At 67.2% G+C, this 24,848-nt stretch carries 18 protein-coding genes and 3 pseudogenes; 9 read left to right on the forward strand and 12 right to left on the reverse strand.

Annotated elements, in window-relative coordinates; translation table 11 throughout:
* Position 1: 1 nt before the first annotated feature.
* Positions 2-940: a heme o synthase gene (locus ACFQBT_RS08610; protein WP_377825418.1), complete on the reverse strand. Its 939-nt coding sequence runs from the start codon at positions 938-940 to the stop codon at positions 2-4.
* A 289-nt stretch (positions 941-1,229) separates the two neighbouring features.
* On the opposite strand from ACFQBT_RS08610, the pseudogene tkt reads away from it, so the two are divergent.
* From tkt to pgl, 5 genes and pseudogenes are all read left to right on the forward strand, one after another.
* Positions 1,230-3,357, forward strand: a pseudogene (gene tkt / locus ACFQBT_RS08615) (transketolase).
* 30 nt (positions 3,358-3,387) lie between these two features.
* Positions 3,388-4,500, forward strand: coding sequence for a transaldolase (tal, locus tag ACFQBT_RS08620; RefSeq protein WP_377821967.1), 1,113 nt, complete (start codon positions 3,388-3,390; stop codon positions 4,498-4,500).
* Between the two features lie 22 nt (positions 4,501-4,522).
* Entirely contained in the window at positions 4,523-6,067 is a 1,545-nt protein-coding gene (gene zwf / locus ACFQBT_RS08625; RefSeq protein WP_377821969.1) for a glucose-6-phosphate dehydrogenase, read from the forward strand.
* 92 nt (positions 6,068-6,159) lie between these two features.
* Positions 6,160-6,939: pseudogene (locus ACFQBT_RS08630) on the forward strand (glucose-6-phosphate dehydrogenase assembly protein OpcA); the annotation flags it as partial.
* A 376-nt stretch (positions 6,940-7,315) separates the two neighbouring features.
* The gene (pgl, locus tag ACFQBT_RS08635; RefSeq protein ID WP_377821970.1) at positions 7,316-8,062 is read left to right on the forward strand and encodes a 6-phosphogluconolactonase; all 747 of its coding nucleotides are present in this window, start codon (positions 7,316-7,318) and stop codon (positions 8,060-8,062) included.
* A 39-nt stretch (positions 8,063-8,101) separates the two neighbouring features.
* On the opposite strand, the gene ACFQBT_RS08640 is transcribed toward pgl, so the two are convergent.
* The 11 genes and pseudogenes from ACFQBT_RS08640 to uvrA all read right to left on the reverse strand — a co-directional run bounded on the left by ACFQBT_RS08640 (position 8,102) and on the right by uvrA (position 20,516).
* Positions 8,102-8,452 (reverse strand): RNA polymerase-binding protein RbpA, encoded by a 351-nt coding sequence (locus ACFQBT_RS08640; RefSeq protein WP_377821972.1) that lies wholly within the window; start codon positions 8,450-8,452, stop codon positions 8,102-8,104.
* Positions 8,453-8,530: 78 nt separating this feature from the next.
* Positions 8,531-8,773, reverse strand: coding sequence for a preprotein translocase subunit SecG (gene secG, locus ACFQBT_RS08645; RefSeq protein WP_291523873.1), 243 nt, complete (start codon positions 8,771-8,773; stop codon positions 8,531-8,533).
* Between the two features lie 23 nt (positions 8,774-8,796).
* Positions 8,797-9,585 carry a triose-phosphate isomerase gene (gene tpiA / locus ACFQBT_RS08650; RefSeq protein WP_377821975.1) on the reverse strand — a complete coding sequence of 263 codons (789 nt, stop codon included), beginning with the start codon at positions 9,583-9,585 and terminating at the stop codon, positions 8,797-8,799.
* A 3-nt stretch (positions 9,586-9,588) separates the two neighbouring features.
* The gene (locus ACFQBT_RS08655) at positions 9,589-10,788 is read right to left on the reverse strand and encodes a phosphoglycerate kinase (protein WP_377821977.1); all 1,200 of its coding nucleotides are present in this window, start codon (positions 10,786-10,788) and stop codon (positions 9,589-9,591) included.
* Complete coding sequence (gene gap, locus ACFQBT_RS08660; RefSeq protein WP_377821979.1) at positions 10,788-11,795, reverse strand: type I glyceraldehyde-3-phosphate dehydrogenase; 1,008 nt, start codon at positions 11,793-11,795, stop codon at positions 10,788-10,790. Before gap ends, ACFQBT_RS08655 begins: the two co-directional genes overlap by 1 nt.
* 211 nt (positions 11,796-12,006) lie before the next feature.
* Positions 12,007-12,987, reverse strand: a complete 981-nt coding sequence (gene whiA / locus ACFQBT_RS08665; protein WP_377821981.1) for a DNA-binding protein WhiA — start codon at positions 12,985-12,987, stop codon at positions 12,007-12,009.
* A gap of 76 nt (positions 12,988-13,063) precedes the next feature.
* A complete protein-coding gene (locus ACFQBT_RS08670; RefSeq protein WP_377821983.1) occupies positions 13,064-14,011 on the reverse strand; it encodes a gluconeogenesis factor YvcK family protein in 948 nt (315 codons plus the stop codon).
* Complete coding sequence (rapZ, locus tag ACFQBT_RS08675; RefSeq protein ID WP_377821985.1) at positions 14,008-14,874, reverse strand: RNase adapter RapZ; 867 nt, start codon at positions 14,872-14,874, stop codon at positions 14,008-14,010. Before rapZ ends, ACFQBT_RS08670 begins: the two co-directional genes overlap by 4 nt.
* A gap of 13 nt (positions 14,875-14,887) precedes the next feature.
* A complete protein-coding gene (gene uvrC / locus ACFQBT_RS08680; protein ID WP_377821986.1) occupies positions 14,888-16,891 on the reverse strand; it encodes an excinuclease ABC subunit UvrC in 2,004 nt (667 codons plus the stop codon).
* Positions 16,892-16,926: 35 nt separating this feature from the next.
* A complete protein-coding gene (locus ACFQBT_RS08685; RefSeq protein WP_377821987.1) occupies positions 16,927-17,442 on the reverse strand; it encodes a Rieske (2Fe-2S) protein in 516 nt (171 codons plus the stop codon).
* Between the two features lie 69 nt (positions 17,443-17,511).
* Positions 17,512-20,516, reverse strand: a pseudogene (gene uvrA, locus ACFQBT_RS08690) (excinuclease ABC subunit UvrA).
* Positions 20,517-20,642: 126 nt separating this feature from the next.
* On the opposite strand from uvrA, the gene ACFQBT_RS08695 reads away from it, so the two are divergent.
* The 4 genes from ACFQBT_RS08695 to ACFQBT_RS08710 are packed head-to-tail and all read left to right on the forward strand — an operon-like array spanning position 20,643 to position 24,846.
* On the forward strand, positions 20,643-22,508 hold the full coding sequence (locus ACFQBT_RS08695; protein ID WP_377821989.1) for a glycoside hydrolase family 15 protein: 1,866 nt from the start codon (positions 20,643-20,645) through the stop codon (positions 22,506-22,508).
* Positions 22,505-23,179, forward strand: coding sequence for an MBL fold metallo-hydrolase (locus ACFQBT_RS08700; protein ID WP_377821991.1), 675 nt, complete (start codon positions 22,505-22,507; stop codon positions 23,177-23,179). The genes ACFQBT_RS08695 and ACFQBT_RS08700 overlap by 4 nt, the downstream gene beginning before the upstream one ends.
* A gap of 12 nt (positions 23,180-23,191) precedes the next feature.
* Positions 23,192-23,938: a C40 family peptidase gene (locus ACFQBT_RS08705; RefSeq protein ID WP_377821993.1), complete on the forward strand. Its 747-nt coding sequence runs from the start codon at positions 23,192-23,194 to the stop codon at positions 23,936-23,938.
* Positions 23,935-24,846 (forward strand): EamA family transporter, encoded by a 912-nt coding sequence (locus ACFQBT_RS08710; RefSeq protein WP_377821995.1) that lies wholly within the window; start codon positions 23,935-23,937, stop codon positions 24,844-24,846. The genes ACFQBT_RS08705 and ACFQBT_RS08710 overlap by 4 nt, the downstream gene beginning before the upstream one ends.
* Positions 24,847-24,848: the final 2 nt, after the last annotated feature.

Consider the following 24,848-nt stretch of genomic DNA (forward strand, 5'->3'; position numbering starts at 1 on the left):
GTCAGTGCCAGGGGGTCAGATGCAGCAGCGGATCGATCGCAACGCCGAGGAACACCAGCGTCAGGTAGCTGATCGAGAAATGGAACAGCCGCATCGGTTTGAGCACTGAGTACGGCGCTCCGGTCCCTGCCCGGGCAAGTAGCAGGTGCGACTCGCGCAGGAAGACCGCGCCCGAGGCGACGGCCACCACGATGTAGATCAGACCCATGTCGCCGACGGGGATGAGAACCAGCGTGGCCAGGACGGTCGCCCACGCGTAGGCGACGATCTTGCGGCCGACGGCGACGTCCTCGGCCACGACGGGCAACATCGGGACGCCGGCTGCGGCGTAGTCGTCCTTGAACCTCATCGACAACGGCCAGTAGTGCGGCGGGGTCCAGAAGAACACCACCAGGAACAGCACGACCGGCGTCCAGTCGAGGCTGTTGCGTACGGCGGCCCAACCGATCAGGACCGGCATACAGCCGGCGACTCCGCCCCACACGATGTTCTGCGCGGTGCGCCGCTTGAGCAGCATCGTGTAGAAGCCGACGTAGAGCACGATGGCCGCGAACGACAGTGCGGCGGACAGCCAGTTCACCAGCAATCCCAGCCACAGCACGGAGATGACGCCCAGCGCGGTAGCGAAGATCAGCGCCGACCCGGGCCGGATGGCACCCGTGGCCAGGGGGCGGTTCTGGGTCCGGTGCATCTTGGCGTCGATGTCCCGGTCCAGGTAACAGTTGAACGCGTTGGCCGAGCCGGCGGACAAGGTGCCACCGACCAAGGTGGCCAGAATCAACCAGACCGACGGCACCCCGCGATCGGCCAGGAACATCACCGGGAACGTCGTCACCAGCAACAGTTCGATGATCCGCGGCTTGGTCAGCGCGACGTAATCGCGTACGACGGTGCGCCACGTGCGCAGACCGAGGTCCGGGGTGTCGGCCTCGCCGCCGATCGGATCCACCGCCGCCGACTCCTGAGCACCGGAGTGCGGGCGGATCGCGGTCACGATGTCCTTGTCGTAGCTGCTGGGCAGGGAAGCGCTGCGGCAGTGCGCAGACGCACTTCGAAACGCGCCTCCATCGTAGCCTCCCTATCCGGCACCCTCGTCGGGGCGACGCCACCTCGGCAGCGAGGACAGGCAGGACTAGGCTCGTGACGAACGGTTAAGCGGCCTGTTGTCCGGTAAACGCAACGTCCTGCCGAAGGAGCCTGAACCAGTGAGTGTCGAAACCCAGTCCCCCATCGCCCAGCGCGATTCCTCTCTCGCCCGTCCGATCGCCGACAAGGTCGGCTGGAGTGATCTGGACATCCGCGCCGTCGACACCGTCCGTGTCCTCGCTGCCGATGCCGTCCAGAAGACGGGCAACGGTCACCCGGGTACGGCGATGAGCCTTGCTCCGCTGGCCTACCTGCTCTTCCAGAAAGTCATGAAACACGACCCGACCGACCCCCACTGGTTGGGCCGGGACCGGTTCGTGCTGTCCTGCGGGCACTCCAGCCTCACCCAGTACATCCAGTTGTACTTCAGCGGCTACGGCCTCGAACTGTCCGATCTGGAGGCACTGCGCACGTGGGGTTCCAAAACCCCCGGCCACCCCGAGGTGCACCACACGGTCGGCGTCGAGATCACGACCGGGCCGCTCGGCTCCGGTATGGCCTCCGCGGTCGGTATGGCGATGGCGCAGCGGCGCCAGCGCGGGCTGCTGGACCCGGACGCCCCGATCGGTGAGAGCCCCTTCGACCACCACGTCTACGTCATCGCCAGCGACGGCGACATCATGGAGGGTGTCCAGCGAGGCGTCCTCACTAGCGGGCCGGCAGAAGCTGGGCAACCTGACGTTGTTCTACGACGAGAACTACATCTCGATCGAGGACCAGACCCAGGTGTCCTTCTCCGAGGATGTCGCCGCCCGCTACGCGGCCTACGGCTGGCACACCCAGGTCGTCGACTGGCGCCAATCCCGGGCCGACGACGGCACGTACGTCGAGGACGTCGATGCGCTGTACGAGGCCATCGAAGCCGCGCAGGGTGTCACCGACCAGCCCAGCATCATCGTGCTGCGCACGATCCTGGGCTACCCGGCGCCCACGAAGGAGGACACCGGCAAGGCACACGGGTCCGCACTGGGTGACGAGGAGGTCGCGGCCACCAAGAAACTCCTCGGATTCGACCCCGACAAGACCTTCGAAGTGTCCGATGAGGTCATCTCCCACGTCCGGGAAGTGGCTACGCGCGGTAAGGCGGCGCACGAGGCGTGGCAACCGGGCTACGAGAAGTGGCGTGCCAACAACCCGGCGGGCGCCGAGTTGCTCGACCGGCTGGTTGCCGGCGAGTTGCCCACGGGGTTCGCGGACGCGTTCCCCACGTTCGACGCCGACGCCAAGGGCATCGCGACCCGCGCCGCATCCGGCAAGATCCTGACCGCTCTCGCCCCGGTGATGCCGGAGCTGTGGGGTGGCTCAGCCGACCTCGCGGAGTCCAACAACACCACGATGGACGGTCAGCCCAGCTTCCTTCCGGAGGGTGTCGAGACCCGCGAGTGGAAGGGCGGTCCCTACGGGCGCACTCTGCACTTCGGGATCCGAGAGAACGCCATGGGGATGATCCTGAACGGTATTGCCCTGGAAGGGCTGACCCGCCCCTACGGCGGCACCTTCCTGGTGTTCTCCGACTACATGCGCCCCGCCGTACGTCTGGCTGCGATCCAGCAGCTCCCGGTCACCTTCGTCTGGACGCACGATTCGATCGGCCTGGGTGAGGACGGTCCCACCCACCAGCCGATCGAGCACCTGGCGGCGCTGCGGGCGATCCCCGGCCTGGACGTGGTGCGGCCTGCGGACGCCAACGAGACCGCGATCGCCTGGCGAACGATCCTGCAGCACAAGGATCGCCCGGCCGGCCTGGCCCTCACCCGGCAGAATCTGCCCATCGTCGACCGCAGCGTCTACGCCAGTGCCGACGGTGTCTCCCGCGGTGCGTATGTCCTGGCCGACGCAGAGGGCACCGCTCCGGACGTCATCCTGATTGCGACCGGCAGCGAAGTGCAGCTGGCCGTCTCCGCTCGCGAGACGCTCGCCGAGGAAGGCATTCAGGCCCGGGTGGTCTCGATGCCCTGCCGGGAATGGTTCCTGGAGCAGGATCAGTCCTACCGCGACGAGGTACTGCCTCCCACCATCAAGGCCCGGGTCAGCGTCGAGGCCGCCAGCCAACTGGGTTGGCGCGAATTCGTCGGTGATGCCGGCCGGACCGTGGCGATCGACCACTTCGGCGCCAGTGCCGCCGGCCCGGTGCTCTTCGAGAAGTTCGGCTTCACCCCGGAAGCCGTCGTCGACGCCGCCAAGGCGTCCATCGCCGACGCCACCGCCTAACCGTCCACGCCTAACCAGGAGGCTTCTTCTATGTCCAACGCACACACCCAGGCGCTGAGCGACCTCGGCGTATCCATCTGGCTCGACGACCTGTCCCGCACTCTCATCTCGTCCGGCGACCTCAAGAAGCTGACCGAGGACAAGAACGTCGTCGGCGTCACCACCAACCCGACGATCTTCGCCAGCGCGCTGTCCAACGGATCGGCGTACGACGAGCAGGTGGGTTCGCTGGCTGCCGACGGCGCCGACGTGGACGAGGCAGTGTTCGTCATCACCACCGACGACGTACGCAACGCCTGCGACGTCCTGCGCCCGGTATACGACGCCACGGACGGCCAGGACGGCCGGGTGTCGATCGAGGTCGACCCGCGGCTGGCCCGCCGAACCCAGGACACCATCGACAGCGCCCGTCGGCTCTGGGACACGGTCGACCGGCCCAATGTGATGATCAAGATCCCAGCGACCGCAGAGGGACTGCCCGCCATCACCGCAGCCATCGCAGCCGGCATCAGCGTCAACGTCACCCTGATTTTCGCCCTGGAGCGCTACCGCGAGGTGATGGATGCCTACCTGTCGGGGCTGGAGCAGGCGCAGCAGGCCGGCGTCGACCTGTCGACGATCCGCTCCGTCGCGTCGTTCTTCGTCTCCCGCGTGGACACTGAGGTCGACAAGCGCCTGGAGAAGATCGGCACCGACGAGGCCGCCGGCCTGAAGTCAAAGGCAGCCATCGCCAATGCCCGGCTGGCCTATCAGGCCTTCACGGAGGTCTTCACCACGCCACGCTGGGAGAATTTGGCCCAGGCAGGTGCCCACCTCCAGCGGCCGCTGTGGGCCTCTACGAGTGTCAAGGACCCGTCGCTGCCGGACACGCTCTACGTCGTCGAACTCGCCGTAGCCGATACCGTCAACACGATGCCGCCCAAGACCCTGGATGCCCTCGCCGACCACGGCGAACTCGAAGGTGACCGGGTCACCGGTGAGTACGCCGATGCCGCCGCCGTGATGGACAAGCTGGACCAGCTCGGCATCTCCTACGAGGACGTGGTGAAGGTTCTCGAGGACGAAGGCATCGATAAGTTCGAGGCGTCCTGGAACGACCTGCTCGAATCGGTGTCCGGCGAGCTGTCCAAGGCCCGGGCCTAGGCGCCGAGGCTGAGCTGAGACGGTGAGTCCCGCACGAGTCGCCCGGGGGATCAATCCCCTTCGCCACGCCGACGATCGCCGCATGCCGCGGATCGCGGGCCCGTGTTGCATGGTGATGTTCGGTGTCACCGGCGACCTGGCCCGCAAGAAGCTGCTACCGGCCATCTACGACCTGTACAACCGCGGATTGTTGCCGCCCAGCTTCGCGCTGGTCGGCTTCGCTCGCCGGGACTGGGCCGACCAGGACTTCGGCAAGATCGTCTACGATGCCGTCCGCGCGGGCGCACGTACCCCTTTTCGGGAGGATGTCTGGCGCAACCTGTCGGAGGGATTGCGTTTCGTCCCAGGCAGTTTCGATGATCCCGAGGCGTTCGCCGAACTGGCCAGCACGGTCAAGCAACTGGACGAGGAGCGCGGCACCGGCGGCAATATCGCCTTCTACCTGTCGATTCCGCCCGGTTCCTTCAGCACCGTCTGCGAGCAGCTGGACGCCTCCGGCCTGACCGACCAGAAGGAGGGTTCGTGGCGGCGGGTCGTCATCGAGAAGCCGTTCGGCCACGACCTGGCCAGCGCACGTGCGCTCTCGGAGGTTCTGGAACGGGTGTTTCCCCCGGACTCGATCTTCCGGATCGACCATTACCTGGGTAAGGAGACGGTCCAGAACATCCTGGCGCTGCGGTTCGCCAACCAGCTCTTCGAACCGGTCTGGAACAGCCACTACGTCGACCATGTGCAGATCACCATGGCTGAGGACATCGGCATCGCCGGTCGTGCGGGCTACTACGACGGAATCGGCGCGGCCCGGGACGTGATCCAGAATCACCTCCTGCAGTTGCTTGCCCTCACAGCGATGGAGCAACCCAACTCCTTCGATGCCGGCGGCTTGCGGCAGGAGAAGGAGAAGGTGCTGGCGGCCGTCAGCCTGCCGGACGACCTGGGCAAATCCACCGCGCGGGGGCAGTACGCCGCGGGGTGGCAAGGCAGCAAGAAGGTCATCGGCTACCTCGAAGAGGACGGCATCGACAAACGCTCCACCACCGAGACGTACGCCGCGGTCAAGCTCGAGGTACACACCCGCCGGTGGGCGGGGGTGCCGTTCTATCTGCGCACCGGCAAACGTCTGGGCAAACGCGTCACGGAGATCGCCGTCGTCTTCAAACGCGCGCCGCACCTGCCCTTCGCCGACACCGACACCGAGGAACTGGGGCAGAACGCGATCGTCATCCGGGTCCAGCCCGACGAAGGGGTCACGATCCGGTTCGGGTCGAAAGTACCCGGCGCCACCGGGATGGAGGTGCGCGACGTGACCATGGACTTCGGGTACGGCAGCGCCTTCACCGAGTCCAGCCCGGAGGCCTACGAGCGACTCATCCTGGATGTGCTCCTGGGCGACCCGCCGCTGTTCCCCCGGCACGAGGAGGTCGAACTGTCCTGGAAGATCCTCGACCCGATCGAACGCTTCTGGTCCCGTAAGGGTCGCCCGGAGCAGTACCCCGCGGGCACCTGGGGTCCGCACAGTGCCGATGTGATGATGCGCCGCGACGGGCGCACCTGGAGGATGCCGTGATCGTCGATCTGCCCAGCAGCAGCGTCCAGGACGTCAGCAAGGCGATGGTCCGGTTGCGGAACGAAACCGGCTCGATGACCATCGGCCGGGTGATGACCCTCATCATCGTCACTGACGAGGAATACGCCGAGGAATCCATCGAGTCGGCTGCGCAGGCCAGCCGCCAGCACCCCAGCCGGATCATCGTGATCGTGCGGTCCAACGTGCGCGCCGCGTCCCGCATGGATGCCCAGATCCGCCTCGGCGGTGACGCCGGCGCTTCCGAGATCATCGTGCTGCGTCTGTACGGCGAGTTGGCCGACCACGGGGATGCCGCCGTGATCCCGTTGTTGCTGGCCGACTCCCCCGTCGTGGCCTGGTGGCCGCACGAACCGGGGTACGACGTGGCCCGCTCCCCCATCGGCAAGATGGCCGACCGGCGGATCACCGATGCGTCATCGTCCAACGACCCGCGCCGCGAGCTGCAGAAGCGTCGCGAGCACTTCGACGAGGGTGACACCGACATGGCCTGGTCCCGGGCGACCCGGTGGCGCGGTCTGCTGGCCGCGGCACTGGACCAACCGCCGTACGAGCAGGTCACCTCGGCGGTCGTCACGGGCGCATCCGATTCGGCCAGCGCGGACCTGTTGGCCGGATGGCTCGCGATCTGTCTCAAGTGTCCGGTGCGCCGGATCAGCGGACCGGCCGGCCGTGGGCTGATCTCGGTGCGCCTGCTGCGGGCCAGCGGGCCGATCGACCTGGTCCGTACCGAGGACCAGCAGGCGACGTTGAGTCAGCCCGGGCATCCGGTGCGGCGTCTCGCGCTGCACCGACCGACCACCGCGGACTGCCTGGCCGAGGAGTTACGCCGTCTCGACAAAGACGACATCTACCGGGAGACGCTTCTGAAGGGCCTGCCCAAGGTCACCCAGGCGCGGACGCCGTCCGCCACCGCCACCCGCAAGGGCCAGACGCCATCGGTCGCGAAGGCGACCAAGGAGGGCGAGAAGGCCGCCCGGCGGGCCGACTCGAAGATGTCGGCGCGATCGCTGGCCAAGCGACCGGCACCGACCGCGAAGAAGACCGCGACCAAGCCCACCGCCAAGAAGACCACCGCCAAGAAGACCACCGCCAAGAAGGCCTCGCCGCAGAAGGCAGCCGCCGCCAGCAAGGCCAGCACGAAAACACCGGCGAAGAAGACCGCCTCGAAGAAGACCGCCGCGACGAAGACCGCCGCGAAACGGGCTTCGACCGGCCGGGGAAGTCCTCATGAGCACAGCCAGCAGGGTCATCGTGCACCCGGACAAACAAGCGGTCGCCGATGCGGGCGCGGCACGCTTGCTGACGGCGATCATCGACGCACAGGCCGACCGTGCGGAGGCCCAACTGGCTCTGACCGGTGGGTCGATGGGCTCGACAATCATCACCTCCCTGGTCAACCAGCCCGGCCGCGATGCGGTCGATTGGCGACGAGTACGCGTCTGGTGGGGTGACGAGCGTTATCTGCCAACGGGCCACCCGGACCGCAACGACACCCAGAACGACGACGCCGGTCTGACGATGTTGGGGCTGGACCCGGACAAAGTGCACCGGGTTGCCGGCCCCGACACCAGTGACTCGGTGCAGGACAGTGCCGAGGCGTATGCCGAAACCCTGCGTGAGTACGGACTGGGTGCCTTCGACGTCGTGATGCTGGGTGTCGGCCCGGACGCACACGTGGCCTCGCTCTTCCCGCACCACCCGGCGCAACAGATCAGCGGCGCGATCGCCATTCCCGTGGAGGACTCGCCCAAACCGCCGCCCACGCGGGTATCGCTGACCTTTGACGCCCTCAACCGGAGCCGGGCCGTGTGGTTCCTCGTGGCGGGCGCAGAGAAGGCGGACGCGGTCGCTGGAGCGCTAACCCCCGATGCCCGGGCCTGGGACTTCCCGGCCGCCGGGGCGCACGGCACCGAGGCCTCGCTGTGGTTGGTGGATCAGGCAGCCGCGTCCTCACTCGAGGCACGTCGCGACTGACCGCCCCGGGGCCTTCCGACCGGATTACCGGATCCCGGATTACTGGATCAGACCGCGGTCCCGCAGGGACTTGAGCGCTTCGTCAAGGATGACGGCGCCTTCTTTGTCGCTGCGGCGCTCTTTGACGTAGGCCAGATGGGTCTTGTACGGCTCGGCTTTCGGCGGAGCCGGCGGGTTGTCCTGATCCTGGCCAGCGGGGAACCCGCATCGCGGACAGTCCCAGAACTCCGGGATGACCATGCCGGGCTCCTGGGCGAAGCTCGGAGTCGTCACGTGGTCGTTCGCGCAGTAGTACGCGATGACGACCCGCGGAGCTGCCTCCCCACGCTCGGCCTCGCCCATCGGACCCGCACCGACCCGGCTACCCCTGATCGCGTTACCACCGGCCACGTACTTCCTCCTGATGCCTGACCGGACCGGCAGGCAACCCCCGATGCCCGACAGCCGGATTCCTTTGCTGAACCGGACCTAACTGAAACGGACGAGCAGACCTAACCCGATGATGGCCAATACCCACAAGAGGCTCGCGGCCAAGGTCAACCGGTCGAGGTTGCGTTCTGCGACCGAGGAGCCGCCCAGGTTGCTCGAGACGCCGCCACCGAACATGTCCGACAACCCACCGCCCTTGCCCTTGTGCAACAGGATCAGGAGGGTGAGGAACAGACTCGTGATGGCAACAACGATCTCGAGCGCGATCTTTACGGCTTCCACAGACGTCGAGTGTAAACGGTGAATCAGGCAGTGACGTGCGCCTGGTAGCGGCAGATCGCCGCAAACTCGACAGGATCCAACGATGCACCCCCGACCAGCGCACCGTCGACGTCGGGTTGGGCCATGATCGAGGCGACGTTGCCGGACTTCACCGAGCCGCCGTACAGCACGCGGACAGCATCGGCCGTCGCCTCGTCGTACAACTCGGCCAGTTTGGCCCGGATGGCTCCGCAGACTTCCTGCGCGTCGTCGGGGGTAGCCACCTCGCCGGTGCCGATCGCCCAGATCGGCTCGTAGGCCACCACGACGGTGGCGGCCTGTGCGGCGCTCAGCCCCTCGAACGCAGCCACGATCTGGGCATCGACGTGGGCAACCTGTTCGCCGGCCTGACGCACCTCCAACGACTCGCCCACGCACAGCAGCGGCACGAGGTCGTTGCGGAAGGCGGCTTTGACCTTGGCTGCGACCACTTCGTCGGTCTCGTCATGACCCTCGCGCCGCTCGCTGTGCCCGACGAGGACGTAACTCACACCGAGCTTGCGCAGGAAGACCCCGGAGATGTCGCCGGTGTAGGCACCCTCGTCGTGCGGCGACAGGTCCTGCGCGCCGAGGATGAGCGACAACTTGTCCCCGTCGATCAAGGTCTGCACCGAGCGCAGATCGGTGAACGGCGGCACCACGCAGACCTCCACGGCCTCGAAGTCGTGCTTCTTGTCGCGCAGGGTCCAATCCAGCTTCTGCACCAGAACGGTCGCCTGCTGGTGGTCGATGTTCATCTTCCAGTTGCCGGCGATCAACGGCGTACGAGCCATGCTTCAGTCCTCCAGGACGGCGAGGCCGGGCAGGGTCTTGCCTTCGAGGTATTCGAGGCTTGCACCCCCGCCGGTCGAGATGTGGGTGAACTGGTCATCGTGGAAGCCCAGCTGCCGCACCGCGGCCGCTGAGTCGCCACCGCCGACCACGGTGAGTGCGCCGGCGGCCGTCGCATCGACCAGAGCCTCTGCAACCGCCTTGGTGCCCGCGGCGTACGGCGCCATTTCGAACGCGCCCATCGGACCGTTCCAGAACACCGTCTTGGACTCACGGATCTTCGCACCGAAAGCCTCGGCGGAGTCCGGCCCGATATCCAGACCCATCTGGTCGGCCGGGATGGCGTCGGCGGCGACGACCTCGTGATGCGCATCGGCCGAGAAGGCGTCGGCGGCGACGATGTCCGTCGGAAGCACGATGTCCACGCCGCGGTTCTCGGCCTCGGCCAGATAACCCTTCACGGTGTCGATCTGATCGGCCTCCAAGAGGCTCTTGCCCACCTCATAGCCCTGGGCGGCCAGGAAGGTGAACACCATGCCGCCCCCGATGAGCAGGGTGTCGGCCTCCTTCAGCAGGTTCTCGATGACGCCGAGTTTGTCGCTGACCTTGGCGCCGCCGAGCACCACGGCGTACGGGCGACGGGGACGGGTCAGCCGGGAGAGTACGCCGACCTCGGTCTCCACCAGACCGCCGGCGGCCTGGGGCAGTCGCTCCGCGACGTCGACGACGCTGGCCTGTGCGCGGTGCACCACGCCGAACCCGTCGGAGACGAAAACATCGGCGAGAGAGGCGAGTTGATCGGCAAAGGCGCCGCGTTCGGCGTCGTCCTTGCTGGTCTCGCCCTTGTTGAACCGCAGATTCTCCAGGACCGCGACGTCCCCGTCCTGGAGGCCTGCGACGACCTCATGGGCGGAATCCCCCACCGTGTCGGTGGCGAACGCCACCGGCTGGCCGAGGAGTTGCGAGAGTCGCTCCGCGACCGGTCGCAGGGAGTACTGCGGGTCCGGCTCGCCCTTGGGACGACCCAGGTGAGCGACCACGATCACCCGGGCGCCCTGCTCGGTCAGCCGCTTGATGGTGGGTACGGATGCCCGTACCCGGCCGTCGTCAGTGATGTTGCCGGACTTGTCCAGCGGGACGTTCAGGTCGCTGCGCAGCAGCACCTTCTTACCCCGCAGATCGCCCAGATCCGCGATGGTACGCATCAGAGCGACGAACCGACCAGGACGGTGAGGTCCACCAGACGGTTGGAGTAGCCCCACTCGTTGTCGTACCAGCCCAGCACCTTGACCAGATCACCGGTCACCTTGGTCAGGGGCGCATCGAAGATGCACGAGGCGGGGTCGGTGACGATGTCGGTGGACACCAGCGGGTCCTCGTTGTACTTGACGTACTTGGCCAACGGGCCGGACTCCGAGGCGGCCTTCATGATCGCGTTGACTTCCTCGACGGAGGTCTCCTTGGGCGCCTGGAAGGTCAGGTCGGTCATCGAACCGGTCGGAACCGGGACGCGCAACGCGAATCCGTCGAGCTTGCCCTTCAACTCCGGCAGGACCAGGGCCACCGCCTTCGCCGCACCGGTGGAGGTCGGGACGATGTTGAGCGCGGCGGCCCGGGCACGCCGCAGGTCGCGGTGCGGACCGTCATGCAGGTTCTGGTCACCGGTGTAGGCGTGAATGGTCGTCATCAGCCCGCGCTCGATGCCCAGGCCTTCGTGCAGTGCCTTGGCCATCGGCGCCAGGCAGTTCGTGGTGCACGAGGCGTTGGAGATGATGGTGTCCTTGGCCGGGTCGTACAGATCGTCGTTGACGCCCATGACGATGGTGATGTCTTCGTTCTTGGCCGGGGCGGAGATGATGACCTTCTTGGCGCCACCGGCCAGGTGCGCTTTGGCCTTCTCGGCGTCGGTGAAGAAGCCGGTCGACTCGATCACGATGTCGGCGCCGACGCTGCCCCAGTCCAGAGCGGCGGGGTCGCGGTCGGCGAAGGCCGCGATGGGCTTGCCGTCGATCGAGATGCTCTTGTCGTCGTAGGTGACCTCACCGGGCAACCGGCCCAGGATCGAGTCGTATTTCAACAACGTGGCAAGAGTGTGGTTGTCGGTGAGGTCGTTGACCGCCACCACTTCGATGTCCGCACCGGAAGCCAGCGCGGCACGCAGGAAGTTGCGCCCGATGCGTCCGAAACCGTTGATGCCTACCTTGACCGTCATGGTGACTCGCCTCTCTATCGCCGGCTCTCGCCGTATTCGTCCAGCTGGGGCTGGGGTCCAGCCGTCAGCGTGCGCGTGCTCTTTGCGGTGCTGCGGTTCAGTTGACTTTCACGACTGACTATCTGTCACGACTGCCTGTTACGACCCTAGGGGAATCCACCGCCTCTGGCCCCCGGCTGCCCAGCCTTCGGGCGATACCGGACAGTACGTCTCACTCTTCAAGCATGTCCGGTGTGAGCACCGCCTCAGTGTTGGGAATGTTCAGTTCCTCGGCCCGTTTGTCGGCCATGGCCAGCAGCCGGCGGATCCGCCCGGCGACGGCGTCCTTGGTCATCGGCGGATCGGCCAGCTGGCCGAGTTCCTCCAGGGATGCCTGCTTGTGCTCGACGCGCAGTCGACCCGCCTGCTGAAGATGCTCCGGGATGTCCTCCCCGAGGATCTCCATGGCGCGCTCGACCCGCGCCCCCGCCGCGACCGCGGCGCGCACCGATCGGCGCAGGTTGGCGTCATCGAAGTTGGCCAACCGGTTTGCCGTCGCCCGCACCTCGCGGCGCATGCGCCGCTCCTCCCACTGCATGAACGCGTCGTGGGCGCCGAGCAGCGTCAGGAGTGCACCGATTGCGTCCCCATCGCGGATGACCACGCGATCGACGCCACGGGCCTCCCGGGCTTTGGCCGATATGCCGAGGCGCCGGGCGGCCCCCACCAACGCCAGAGCAGCTTCTGAACCGGGGCACGACACTTCGAGGGCACCCGAGCGACCGGGCTCAGTGAGCGAACCGTGCGCGAGGAACGCACCGCGCCAAGCGGATTCGGCGTCACACACCGAGCCGTTGACCACCCGCGGCGGTAAGCCACGAACAGGGCGACCCTTGAGGTCGATGAGTCCGGCCTGTCGAGCCAGGGCCTCCCCACCCTGCACGACCCGGACGACGTAATGCGTCGCGCGTCGAATTCCGTTGGGATTGACCACGATCAGCTCGGAATCATGCCCGTAGACCGACGAGATCGCCTGTCGCAGTCGCCTGGCCGCTGACGCTGTGTCGAGCTCGGCCTCGATCACGATCCGTCCACCGACGATGTGTAGACCGCCGGCGAAACGCAAGGTGGCAGACACCTCCGCTTTGCGGCAACAGGCTTTGACGACCGGCAGTCGGCTCAATTCGTCTTTGACGTCGGCAGTCATCGCCATGGGTTCATCATCCCACTCGCGTCCAGCATGCATGCACCGCCGTCGCTGCCAAGCCTCTTTCCGGGTCGCGTGGCAGTCACAACTCGAAGATGTCGCGATACGCCGCAGCCAACCGCAAGGGATCATGCGTACCAGGGGCGTCGCTGTCCGCGACCTGGGTGAAAACCACCGTGGCACCGAGGGATTGAGCCGCATCTCGCAACTGGTCGCCGGAGTCGGTCACGACGCTGGGATCGGCCAGCACCACATCCAGATGCAGTTCGGGTGCATGCGCTGCGAGCACCTCCAGATGATCAGCGGCGGTATATCCCGCCGTCTCCCCTGTGTGCATCGTCACGTTCAAGGTCAGCAGCCGTCGCGCCTTGGTATGCACGAGCGCATCCCGCAGGTCGGGAACCAGCAGGTGCGGGATCACGGAGGTGAACCAGGAGCCAGGACCCAGCACGATCCAGTCGGCGTCGCCGACGGCGTCCAGCGCCTCGGTGCAGGGCCGGGGCGGGTCCGGATGCAGACCGACGCTCAGGACGTCGCCGGTGGTGGTGGCGACCTTCACCTGACCGGTCACCGTGCTGATCTGCTCGGGCTGGTCCGGGTCGGCGCCGCGCACCTGCGCCTCGATTCGTACGGGTTCGATGGCCATCGGCAACACCCGGCCCCGGGCCTCGACCAACCGGCCCACCAGATCCAGGCCGGCGACCGGATCACCGAGCAGGTCCCACAGCGAGGCGATCATCAGGTTGCCCAGCGGATGCCCGCCCAGGGGACCGTCTCCGGCGAACCGGTGCTGCAGCGCGTCCCGCCATTGCAGACCCCATTCCGACGGGTCGCAGAGGGCGGCAAGGGCCATCCGCAGGTCACCGGGCGGCAGGATGTCGAACTCCTCCCGCAACCGACCGCTGGACCCGCCGTCGTCAGCGACGGTGACGATAGCCGTGATCTGGTCGGTGACGTACTGCAGGGCCTGCAACGAGGCGAACAGACCGTGTCCGCCGCCGAGTGCGGCGACCGCCGGACGACGGCTCACTCCCGCCCCAGATCGCGGTGTACGACGATGGCCCGGATCTCATCGGAGTCCAGTTCCTTGGCGAGGGCTTCCGACATCGCGACGGAACGGTGCTTTCCGCCGGTGCAGCCGATCGCCAACGTGATGTAGCTGCGACCCTCACGCAGGTAGCCCTCCGTCATCGGGCGCAGGAGTTCGACGGCGCTACGCAGGAACTCCTTGGCCCCGGGTTGGGCGAGCACGAAGTCGGCCACGATCGGTTCGCGACCGCTGTGCGGACGCAGCTGTGGATTCCAGAACGGGTTGGGTAGGAAGCGCATGTCGAAGACGATGTCCGCATCGAGCGGAATGCCGTACTTGAAGCCGAACGACATCACGGCGATCCGCAGGCTCGGACCGTCGTCGCCGCCGAACATGCCGCGGATCTTCGCGGTCAGTTGGTGCACGTTGAGCCCGCTGGAGTCGATGATCACATCGGCGGTGTCCCTCAGGTCCGACAGCGCCTCCCGCTCGGCCTGGATCCCGTCGAGCATCCGGCCGTCGCCCTGCAACGGATGCGGTCGGCGTACCGACTCGAAGCGACGCACCAGCGCCTCGTCGGTGGCGTCCATGAACACCACTGTCGGCTTCCAGCCGGCATCGCGCAGCCGGTCCAGGCCATCGCGGAACTCGGTGAAGAACACCCTCGACCGGATGTCCACCACGGCCGCCAGCGATCGCCCCTCCCCGCCGGCGTCGGCCAGCAACTCCGCCATCGCGGTCAGCAACTGCGGCGGCAGGTTGTCGATGACGTACCAACCCCGGTCCTCCAGGACTTTGGCGGCCGTCGTGCGACCGGCACCGCTCATCCCGGTCACGATGATCAGCTCGGCTTGCGGGCTCACACCAGTGATCCAATCACTCCAGCACCTCGCCCGTCGTCAGGTTGACGGCAGGCACGTCTGCACCATCCTCGCTCAGGGCACGATGAACGGACTCGGCCAACGCCGGTCCGATCCCTTTGACGGCCGTGATCTCGCTGACATCGGCGGCCCGCAACTTCTTCACCGAACCGAAGTGCGCCAGCAGCGCCTTCGCGCGGACCTGCCCGAGACCGGGAATGTCGTCGAGGGCCGATCGCACCATCGCCTTGGACCGTCGTTGCCGGTGGAAGGTGATGGCGAAGCGGTGCGCCTCGTCGCGGACGCGCTGCAGCAAATAGAGGCCTTCGCTGGTGCGCGGCAGGATGACCGGGAAATCGTCGTCGGGCAGCCAGACCTCCTCCAACCGTTTGGCCAGGCCGACCACGGCGACGTCGTCGATCCCCAGCTTGCTCAATGCGACCGCCGCGGCGTTGACCTGCGGCTTGCCGCCGTCCACCACGATCAGCTGCGGTGGATAGGCGAACCGGCGGGGCTTGCCGGTGGTCTCGTCGATCGGCCCGTGCGGCAGACCGTCGTCGCCCTCCCGGTCGTCGATCTCCAGACCACCGCTATCGCCCTGCTCATCGAGGTAGCGCCGGAACCGCCGGGTCAGCACCTCATCCATCGCGGCCGTATCGTCCACCCGCACCGAACCGTCGGCCTGCGGGGTTCCGCGCACGATGAACCGTCGGTACTCCCCTTTGCGGGCCAGGCCGTCCTCGAAGACCACCATCGACGCGACGACGTTGGTGCCCTGCACGTGGCTGACGTCGAAACATTCGATCCGCAACGGTGCCTGCGACAGGCCGAGCGCATCCTGCAGATCCTGCAGCGCCTGGCTGCGCGCGGTCAGGTCGCCGGCGCGAGCCACCTTGTGCCGGGCCAACGCCTGGCTGGCATTGCGCTCGACGGTCTGCATCAGCGTGCGTTTGTCGCCGCGCTGCGGCACCCGCAGGTCCACCCGGGCGCCCCGAAGACTGCTCAGCCAGGCGGCAACCGACTCCGGATCCGTCGGCAGGACGGGCACGAGAACTTCGCGCGGAACCCCTTCGGGTGACTCCCCGCCGTACACCTGGATCAGTAGTCGCTCGACCACTTCGGCCAGGCCCAGGTCACCCTCCTCCTGTTTGTCGACGACCCATCCCCGCTGGCCGCGCACCCGGCCGCCGCGGACGTGGAAGACCTGGACGGCCGCCTCCAACTCGTCGTCGGCGATTCCGAAGACGTCAGCATCGGTGGCGTCACCCAATACCACCGCGCTGCGCTCCAGCGCCTTGGTGAGCGCACCCAGGTCGTCGCGACGGCGGGCGGCGGTCTCGAAGTCGAGTTCGCTACTGGCTTCGAGCATCTCGCGTTCGAGGCGCTTCACGAAGCGGTCGGTGTGGCCGGCCATGAAGTCACAGAAATCCTCAGCGATCGCGCGGTGCGCTTCCTCGCTGACGCGGCCAACGCACGGCGCCGAGCACTTCTCGATGTAGCCCAGCAGACAGGGCCGCCCGACCTGGCCGGCGCGCTTGAAAACGCCGCTGCTGCAGGTGCGGACCGGGAAAACGCGCAGCAACTGATCCAACGTCTCGCGGATCGCCCACGCGTGCGCGTAAGGCCCGAAGTACCGGGTGCCGGGACGCTTGCGGCCGCGCATGACCTGCGCGCGCGGATAGAGCTCGCCCATCGTCACGGCGAGGTAGGGGTAGGACTTGTCATCGCGATACTTGACGTTGAACCGCGGATCGAACTCCTTGATCCAGGAGTACTCCAGTTGCAAGGCCTCGACCTCGTTGCGCACCACGGTCCACTCGACGCTGGCCCCCGTGGTGACCATCGTGCGGGTGCGCGGGTGCAGCGCCGAAATGTCCTGGAAGTACGACGACAGCCGGCTCCGCAGCGACTTCGCCTTGCCGACGTAGATCACCCGTCCGTCCTTGTCCCGGAAGCGGTACACACCGGGATCAACGGGGATCTGCCCCGGCTTGGGACGGTACGTCGATGGGTCGGCCACGCCTCTACTCTACGAAGCGGCGCCGACAGTCCCGATCAGCTGACCCGGACGTCACTGCCGTCCACGGTCGCGGTGTAGGACGCCAACGCCTCGGTTGCCGGGCCTTCTGTGACCGAACCGTCCGAGATACTGAATTCGCTGCCGTGGCAAGGACACTTGATGACACCGTCCTCGACCGACGTCACCGGACAGCCCTGATGGGTGCAGATCGCGGTGAATGCTTTGTACGCACCCGAGGTGGGTTGGGTGACGACGTACTTCTCCTCGAGAATCACCCCACCACCGACCGGCACCTTGGAGGTGGCAACGGTGGCCTTCGCGGCACCAGCGCCGGACGCCGCGGCCGACGTGCTCGTCCCGGCTGCTGCGGAAGTACCGGAATCGGTCGTCGCGGCGGCCGCGGGAGTGTCAGTGTCCGAAGATTGCCCGCAAGCGGCGAGCGCGACCGTTGCGGCGACCGCTGAGCCGCCGAGACCGGCCGACCGCAGGATTGCGCGGCGGTCGGCCACCAACTGCTGCATCGTGCGCTGAACGTTCTTGTCGGGGTTCATAGACCCATCGTGGGTGTTTGAACCGTCAATCACAACGCACCCCTCCTAGGAGGTGGCTGTGAGAAGCGGTCAGGCGCCTTTGGCTCGAGGGGTTCGTGCCGTCGGGGGCGCCTTCTTGGCCGAAGTGGTTGTCTTTGCCGACCTGGACCTGGTCGACGTGGTCTTCGCCGATGCTGCCGTGCGTGGTGCGGCACGCCTGGTCGACGGCCGTGCCTTCGCCGGAGCAGCAAGCAACGGCGCCAAGAACTGCCCGGTATACGAATCCTGCACCGCCGCAACGTCTTCCGGCGTACCGGTAGCGACCACTAAGCCGCCGCGGTTGCCGCCCTCCGGACCCATGTCGACGATCCAGTCCGCCGACTTGATGACGTCGAGGTTGTGCTCGATGACCAGCACGGTGTTGCCCTTGTCGACCAAACCCTGCAGGACCAACAGCAGCTTGCGAATGTCCTCGAAGTGCAGGCCGGTCGTCGGCTCGTCCAGCACGTAAATGGTGCGACCGGTCGACCGCTTCTGCAATTCAGCAGCGAGTTTGACCCGTTGCGCCTCGCCGCCGGACAGCGTCGGCGCGGGCTGACCCAACCGGACATACCCCAGACCGACGTCGACGAGGGTGTTCATGTGCCGGGCGATGGCGGGCACCGCTGCGAAGAATTCGGCCGCTTCCTCGATCGGCATGTCCAGCACCTCGGCGATGTTCTTGCCCTTGAAGTGCACCTCCAGTGTCTCCCGGTTGTACCGCGCACCGTGGCACACCTCGCACGGCACATAGACGTCCGGCAGGAAGTTCATCTCGATCTTGATAGTGCCGTCTCCGGTGCACGCCTCACAGCGCCCGCCCTTGACGTTGAAGGAGAACCGGCCCGGTTGGTAGCCGCGGACCTTGGCCTCCGTGGTCTCGGCGAAGAGCCTTCGGACGTGGTCGAAGACCCCGGTGTACGTCGCGGGGTTGCTGCGCGGCGTACGTCCGATCGGCCCCTGGTCTACATGCACGACCTTGTCCAGGTGGTGCAGTCCCTCGACCGTCCGGTGGCGGCCGGGCACGTGCCGCGCGCCGTTGAGCTGGTTGGCCAGCACGTTGTAGAGGATCTCGTTGACCAGCGTCGACTTACCCGACCCCGACACCCCGGTCACCGCGATCAGGTTGCCCAGCGGGAATTCGACGTCGACGTCCTGCAGGTTGTGCTCTCGGGCTCCCCGCACGGTGAGTACGCGGCCGTCCTGGGGCCGGCGCACGGCCGGCGTGACGATCTCCCTCGCACCGGACAGGTAGGCGCCGGTGATCGAATCCCGGGCCTTCAGCAGACCCGGCACCGGACCGGAGTAGACGACCTTGCCGCCGTGCTCCCCGCGCCCGGGCCGATGTCGACGATCCAGTCCGCCGTGGAGATGGTGTCCTCGTCGTGCTCGACGACGATCAGCGTGTTGCCCAGATCCCGCAGCCGGGTCAGGGTCTCGATGAGCCGGTGGTTGTCGCGTTGGTGCAGACCGATCGAGGGTTCGTCCAAGACGTAGAGAACACCGACCAGACCTGAACCGATCTGGGTCGCCAGCCGGATCCGCTGCGCCTCACCGCCGGACAACGTCCCCGCTGGACGGTCCAGTGACAAGTAATCCAGACCGACGTCCAGCAGGAAGCCAAGCCGCGCGTCGATCTCCTTGATCACCCGCTCGGCGATCTGCTTCTCACGAGCAGTGAACTCGACCGAGTCCAGGAAACCGGCCGACTCCGAAAGCGGCATCGCGCACACCTCGGCGATCGACCGGCCGCCGATCGTGACCGCCAGGACCTCCGGCCGCAGACGGGCACCGTGACACGTCGGGCACGGCACCTCGCGCATGTAACCCTCGTACCGGTCGCGGCTCCAGTCCGAATCGGTCTCCGCGTGCCGTCGCTTGACGAACGGAATGACCCCTTCGAAGCCGGTGGAGTAACTGCGTTCGCGGCCGTACCGGTTGCGGTACTTCACGTGGACCTGGTGATTGCGCCCCAGCAGCAGGGCATCCCGCGCTGTCGCCGGCAAGTCCCGCCACGGGTCGTCGATCGAGAAGCCCATCTCCTCGGCCAACGCCCCGATCACGCGCAGGAAGTAGTCGGCCGCACCCGAGCCCTGTGCCCACGGCAGGATCGCGCCCTCCCGGATCGATTTGTCCTGGTCGGGCACCAACAGATCGGGGTCGACCTGCAACTCGGTCCCCAGGCCCGAGCATTCGGGGCAGGCACCGAACGGACTGTTGAAGGAGAACGTACGAGGCTCGATCTCGTCCAGGGCGAGCGGATGGTTGTTGGGACAGGCCATCTTCTCCGAGAAGCGGCGCTCGCGGCCGGGATCGTCAGCCGGCAGATCGACGTACTCGATGAACAACATGCCGTCGGCCAGCCGCAACGCGGTCTCCACCGAGTCCGTGAGGCGCTGCTTGCCCGACGCATCCCCACCCCGGGCGACCAACCGGTCGACCACGACATCGATGGAGTGCTTCTTCTGCTTGGTCAGCGCGGGCGGCTCGGCCAGCGAGACCACCTCGCCGTCGACCCGGGCCCGCGAGTACCCCTTGGTCTGCAGCTCGGCGAACAGCTCGGTGTATTCGCCCTTACGCTGACGCACGACGGGGGCAAGGACCTGGAAGCGGGTCCGATCGGGTAGCTCCAGCAGGGTGTCGACGATCTGCTGCGGCGTCTGCCGGCCCACCGGCTCGCCGCAGATGGGGCAGTGCGGTCGGCCCGCACGGGCAAAGAGCAACCGCAGGTAGTCGTAGACCTCGGTGATCGTGCCGACCGTTGACCGCGGGTTGCGGTTGGTCGACTTCTGGTCGATCGAGACCGCGGGCGACAGACCCTCGATGAAGTCCACGTCCGGTTTGTCCATCTGACCGAGGAACTGCCGGGCGTACGCCGAGAGCGACTCGACGTAACGGCGCTGCCCCTCGGCGAAGATCGTGTCGAACGCAAGGGATGACTTCCCGGATCCCGACAAACCGGTGAACACCGCCAGGGCGTCCCGCGGAATGTCGACATTGATGGAACGTAGGTTGTGTTCGCGGGCACCGCGGACACGCAGCTGGTCGTGATTCATAGAGCCCCGAGCGGGCACGGACCGGGAGGAGACAGGCACCCGTCAATGCTAGGCGGCGCCACCGACAGCCTCCCACCCGCTGACCGGCTGCAGGGTATTCACCGCCTCACGCCCTACGCTCTGAGCATGGTCGATGTCGCTGATCACGCGCGCTCCCACCGGGAGGTGCCCGGGCCGTACAACTCGGCATCGGACACACCGCCCCGCGTGCCCATCGCGGAGTACGCCATCATCGGCGACACCGAGACCGCGGCGCTGGTCAGCCGCCGCGGATCCCTCGACTGGATGTGCCTTCCCCGCTTCGACAGTGCCGCCTGTTTCGCGGCGCTTCTCGGCACCCCCGACCACGGCCGCTGGTTGATCGGCCCGGTCGGCGATGCCACATCGACGCGCAGCTACCGCGGCAACAGTTCGGTGCTCGATACCGTGCACTCCACGGCCACGGGCAAAGTCCGCGTGACCGATCTCATGCCGTTGGGCATGGACCGGGCCGACATCGTACGGGTCGTGGAGGGTCTCGAGGGCGAGGTCGAGATCGAGCACGAGTGGGTCGTCCGGTTCGGTTACGGCCGGGTGCGGCCCTGGGTCGCCCGGCACAGCGGACACAGCGAGCAGAACGACGTCCTCACCGCCATCGCCGGCCCGGACATGCTGGTCCTTCGCGGGACCCGTCTGCCGCACGCGGTCGACGGTCACCACTACGACCGTTTCACGGTCAAAGCCGGTGAACGATACGAGTACTCGTTGAACTGGTTCGCCTCGTGGAAACCGATCCCGCCGCCGCTGGAGGTCGAGTCCCGGATCCAGCGCACCATCGAGACCTCCGAGGCGTGGGCCTCGTCCAGTTCCTACCAAGGGCCCTACCAGGAGTACGTCGTGCGCTCCCTCCTGGTGCTGCGGCTGCTCACCGACACCCGGCGCGGCGGCATCGTCGCCGCCCCCACCACCAGCCTCCCGGAGGAACTGGGCGGCGTCCGCAACTGGGACTACCGCTACTGCTGGCTGCGGGATGCGTCCCTCACGCTGGAGGCGCTGCTCGGAGCGGGATTCACCGGAGCCACCAGTCTGTGGCGAGATTGGCTGGTGAGGGCGCTCGCGGGTGACCCCGAGGACATGCAGATCATGTACGCCGTCGACGGCAAGCGCGACCTACCCGAAAGCGAACTGAGCCATCTGCCGGGGTACGCCGGGTCCCGGCCGGTCCGTATCGGCAACGGCGCGGTCGATCAGAAGCAGACGGATGTGCTCGGTGAGGTGATGATCGCCCTGCACGACGCCCGCGAGATGGGCCTGCAGGAGAGCGCGCACGCCTGGTCGGTCCAGCGTGCCCTGGTGGACGATCTGGTCAAGCACTGGGACGAACCGGACAACGGGTTGTGGGAGATCCGCGGGCCGCTGCGGCATTTCACCCACTCCCGGGTCATGGTGTGGGCGGCGTTCGACCGCGCCATCCGGGCGGTCGAGGATCACGGACGCCACGGGTCGGTGCAGGAATGGCGCCGCGTGCGCGACGAGGTCCATCGCGAGGTGCTGGCCAAGGGGTTCAACACCGAGATCAACTCTTTCACCCAGCATTACGACACGACCGAGGTCGACGCGAGTCTGTTGCTGATCCCCGCGGTCGGCTTCCTGCCGGGTGACGATCCGCGAGTCGCTGCCACGATCGAGCGGATCGAGCGCGATCTGTTGCGGGACGGGTTGCTGTTGCGTTATCGCACCGACTCCGGGGTCGACGGCCTGCCCGGTGACGAACACCCGTTCCTGGCCTGCTCGTTCTGGTTGGTGAGCGCCTACGCTCTGACCGGGCGACTCGACGAGGCGCACGCATTGATGAAGCGACTGGTGGCTCTCACCAACGACCTCGGACTGCTTTCCGAGGAGTACGACCCGGCGTCCGGTCACATGGTCGGGAACTACCCGCAGGCATTCAGTCACCTCACCCTGGTGCAGGCCGCGGTCACGATCGCGCGGATGGAGGCGAAGACGACATGAGCCACGACGGCCTGACGTACGACGGGCGGGTGACTCCCGGCGGACCGTGGGCGGTTCGCGAACTACCGGAAGCAACGATCTACAAGCTCGCCGTGTCCGAGATGAGCAACAACGTCTACCTCATCGAGGACCGGGTTTCGCACGATGCGATCCTCATCGACGCCGCCGACGACTGGCCGGCGATCGCCGCCATGATCGAGAACAGCGCAGCCCGGGTGCGCACCATCCTGACCACCCACCGGCACTGGGACCACGTGCGCGCTCTGCAGGAGGCGGCCGAGGCGACCGGTGCGCAGACGGCTGCAGGCGTCGCCGATGTCGACGCCATTCCGGTGCGGACCGACATCCCACTGGCCCACGGCGACCGGCTGACCGTGGGGAGCCTGACGTTGGACGTCATCGCCCTGCGTGGCCACACCCCCGGATCGGTGGCGGTGGCTCTCACCAGCGCGGACGGTGTGCAGCTGTTCACCGGCGACTCACTGTTCCCTGGAGGCGTCGGCGCCACCAATCATTATGACTACCAGTCGTTTCCGTCACTCATCGCCGACGTGTCCGACCGCATCTTCGATGTGTACGACGACGCTTGGGTCTATCCCGGCCACGGCGACGACACCACGCTGGCTGCCGAACGGCCGCACCTGCAGGAATGGCGCGATCGGGGCTGGTGATTGGATGGCTCGGTGACCGCCGCCCAGTTGTTCCTCGTCCGAGTTCCCGTGTCGCCGGTCTGGGTGTCACCGCACTCCTCCGGTGCGGTGGACGGCCCGGTGACGGCCGACGTACCCGATCACGGGGCGTGGCTGGCGGCGCTGGATGCCGCCGGCCCGGAAGCCGACCGGCTCTCGCTGCACGGCCGGCTGGACACCGAGTTGGTCGAGGGCGAGCCGTTCTGGGTGGACGAGCAGACTGACGACGGGTGGAGCCACGGGTACGCCGCGTGGCAGCCGAGCGCCAAGGACGAGCGGGGCTACCCGGGTTGGGTGCGTACCGCCCATCTACAGGTTGCCGAATCGCAGGAGACACCGCCGCTGCGATCGCCGCGCATCGCACCGTTGCCGGAGATCTTCATCCAACGGGCACAGGAGTACGCCGGCACCAAGTATCTCTGGGGCGGTTCAGCGCCCGACGCGGTCGACTGTTCCTCGTTGGTACACAACACTGCTCGCTGGTTCGGCATCGTGCTGCCCCGCGACGCCGACGATCAGGCAGATGCGTTGCCCGCGGTAGCCCTCGAGGAGGCGCAGCCCGGTGATCTCTACTTCTTCGCCCATCCCGGCAAGCGGATCCACCATGTCGGCATCGTCACCGGACCCCGGCGCATGCTGCACGCACCCGAGACCGGTGCGACCGTCGTCGAGGAAGCGCTGACTCCGGAACGGATGACGACGCTGGTAGCGGCGGCCCGGATCCCCGGCCTCATGCGGTGACCTCCGCGGCGGGTCCCGGCCGCCCGGCAACCTTGCCCGGCGACCGGGTGCCGGCGCCGCTGCTGGTCCTGGCCGGGATCGTCTCGGTCCAGTTCGGTGGCGCCTTGGCCGCCACGCTGCTGCCGCTGGTGGGTGCTGCGGGATCGGTGGCGCTGCGCCTGGCCATCGGGGCGCTGATCATGCTGGCCGTCGCCAGGCCCCGGTGGTCGGGGCGCAGCCGGCGGGACTGGTTGGCGGTTACGGCGTACGCCGCCGCCCTGGGTTGTATGAACCTGTCGTTCTACGGCTCACTGGAGCGGCTGCCGATCGGCGTGGCCGTCACCATCGAATTCGTCGGGCCGCTGGTGCTTTCCGCAGTGCTGTCCCGTCGTCCCCGGGACGCGATCGCGGTTGCGGCCGCAGGTGTAGGAGTCGTCCTGATCTCGGGAGCACTGACCACGCCGTGGGCCGAACTTGATCTGGTGGGAATCGCTCTAGCGCTGGCGGCCGGAGGTTTCTGGGCGCTCTACATCCTGACCAGCGGCTGGACCGGGGCTCGTTTCGAACGGCTCGACGGATTGACCATCGCGATGTGTCTCGCATCGGTCGTCGTGGTGCCGCTCGGCGTGCTGTCTGCCGGATCGAGCCTCTTGCACCCGGAGGCACTCCTCAAAGGCGCCGGGATCGCCATCCTGTCCTCGGTGCTGCCGTACTCCTTCGAACTGCTGGCCCTGCGCCGGTTGTCGCCGCAGGTGTTCGGGATCTTGCTCAGCCTCGAGCCGGCTGCGGCTGCTCTTGCCGGGCTCATCGTGCTGCACCAACGGCTGACGCCCGTGCAACTCGTGGGGATGGCAATGGTCGTCTCAGCGAGCGTTGCCGTGCTCACCGGCCGAAAGGTCGCCGACAACGAGCCGATCGCGGAGCAGTGACC

Source organism: Branchiibius cervicis, assembly GCF_042661605.1.
Taxonomy (GTDB): Bacteria; Actinomycetota; Actinomycetes; order Actinomycetales; family Dermatophilaceae; genus Branchiibius; species Branchiibius cervicis.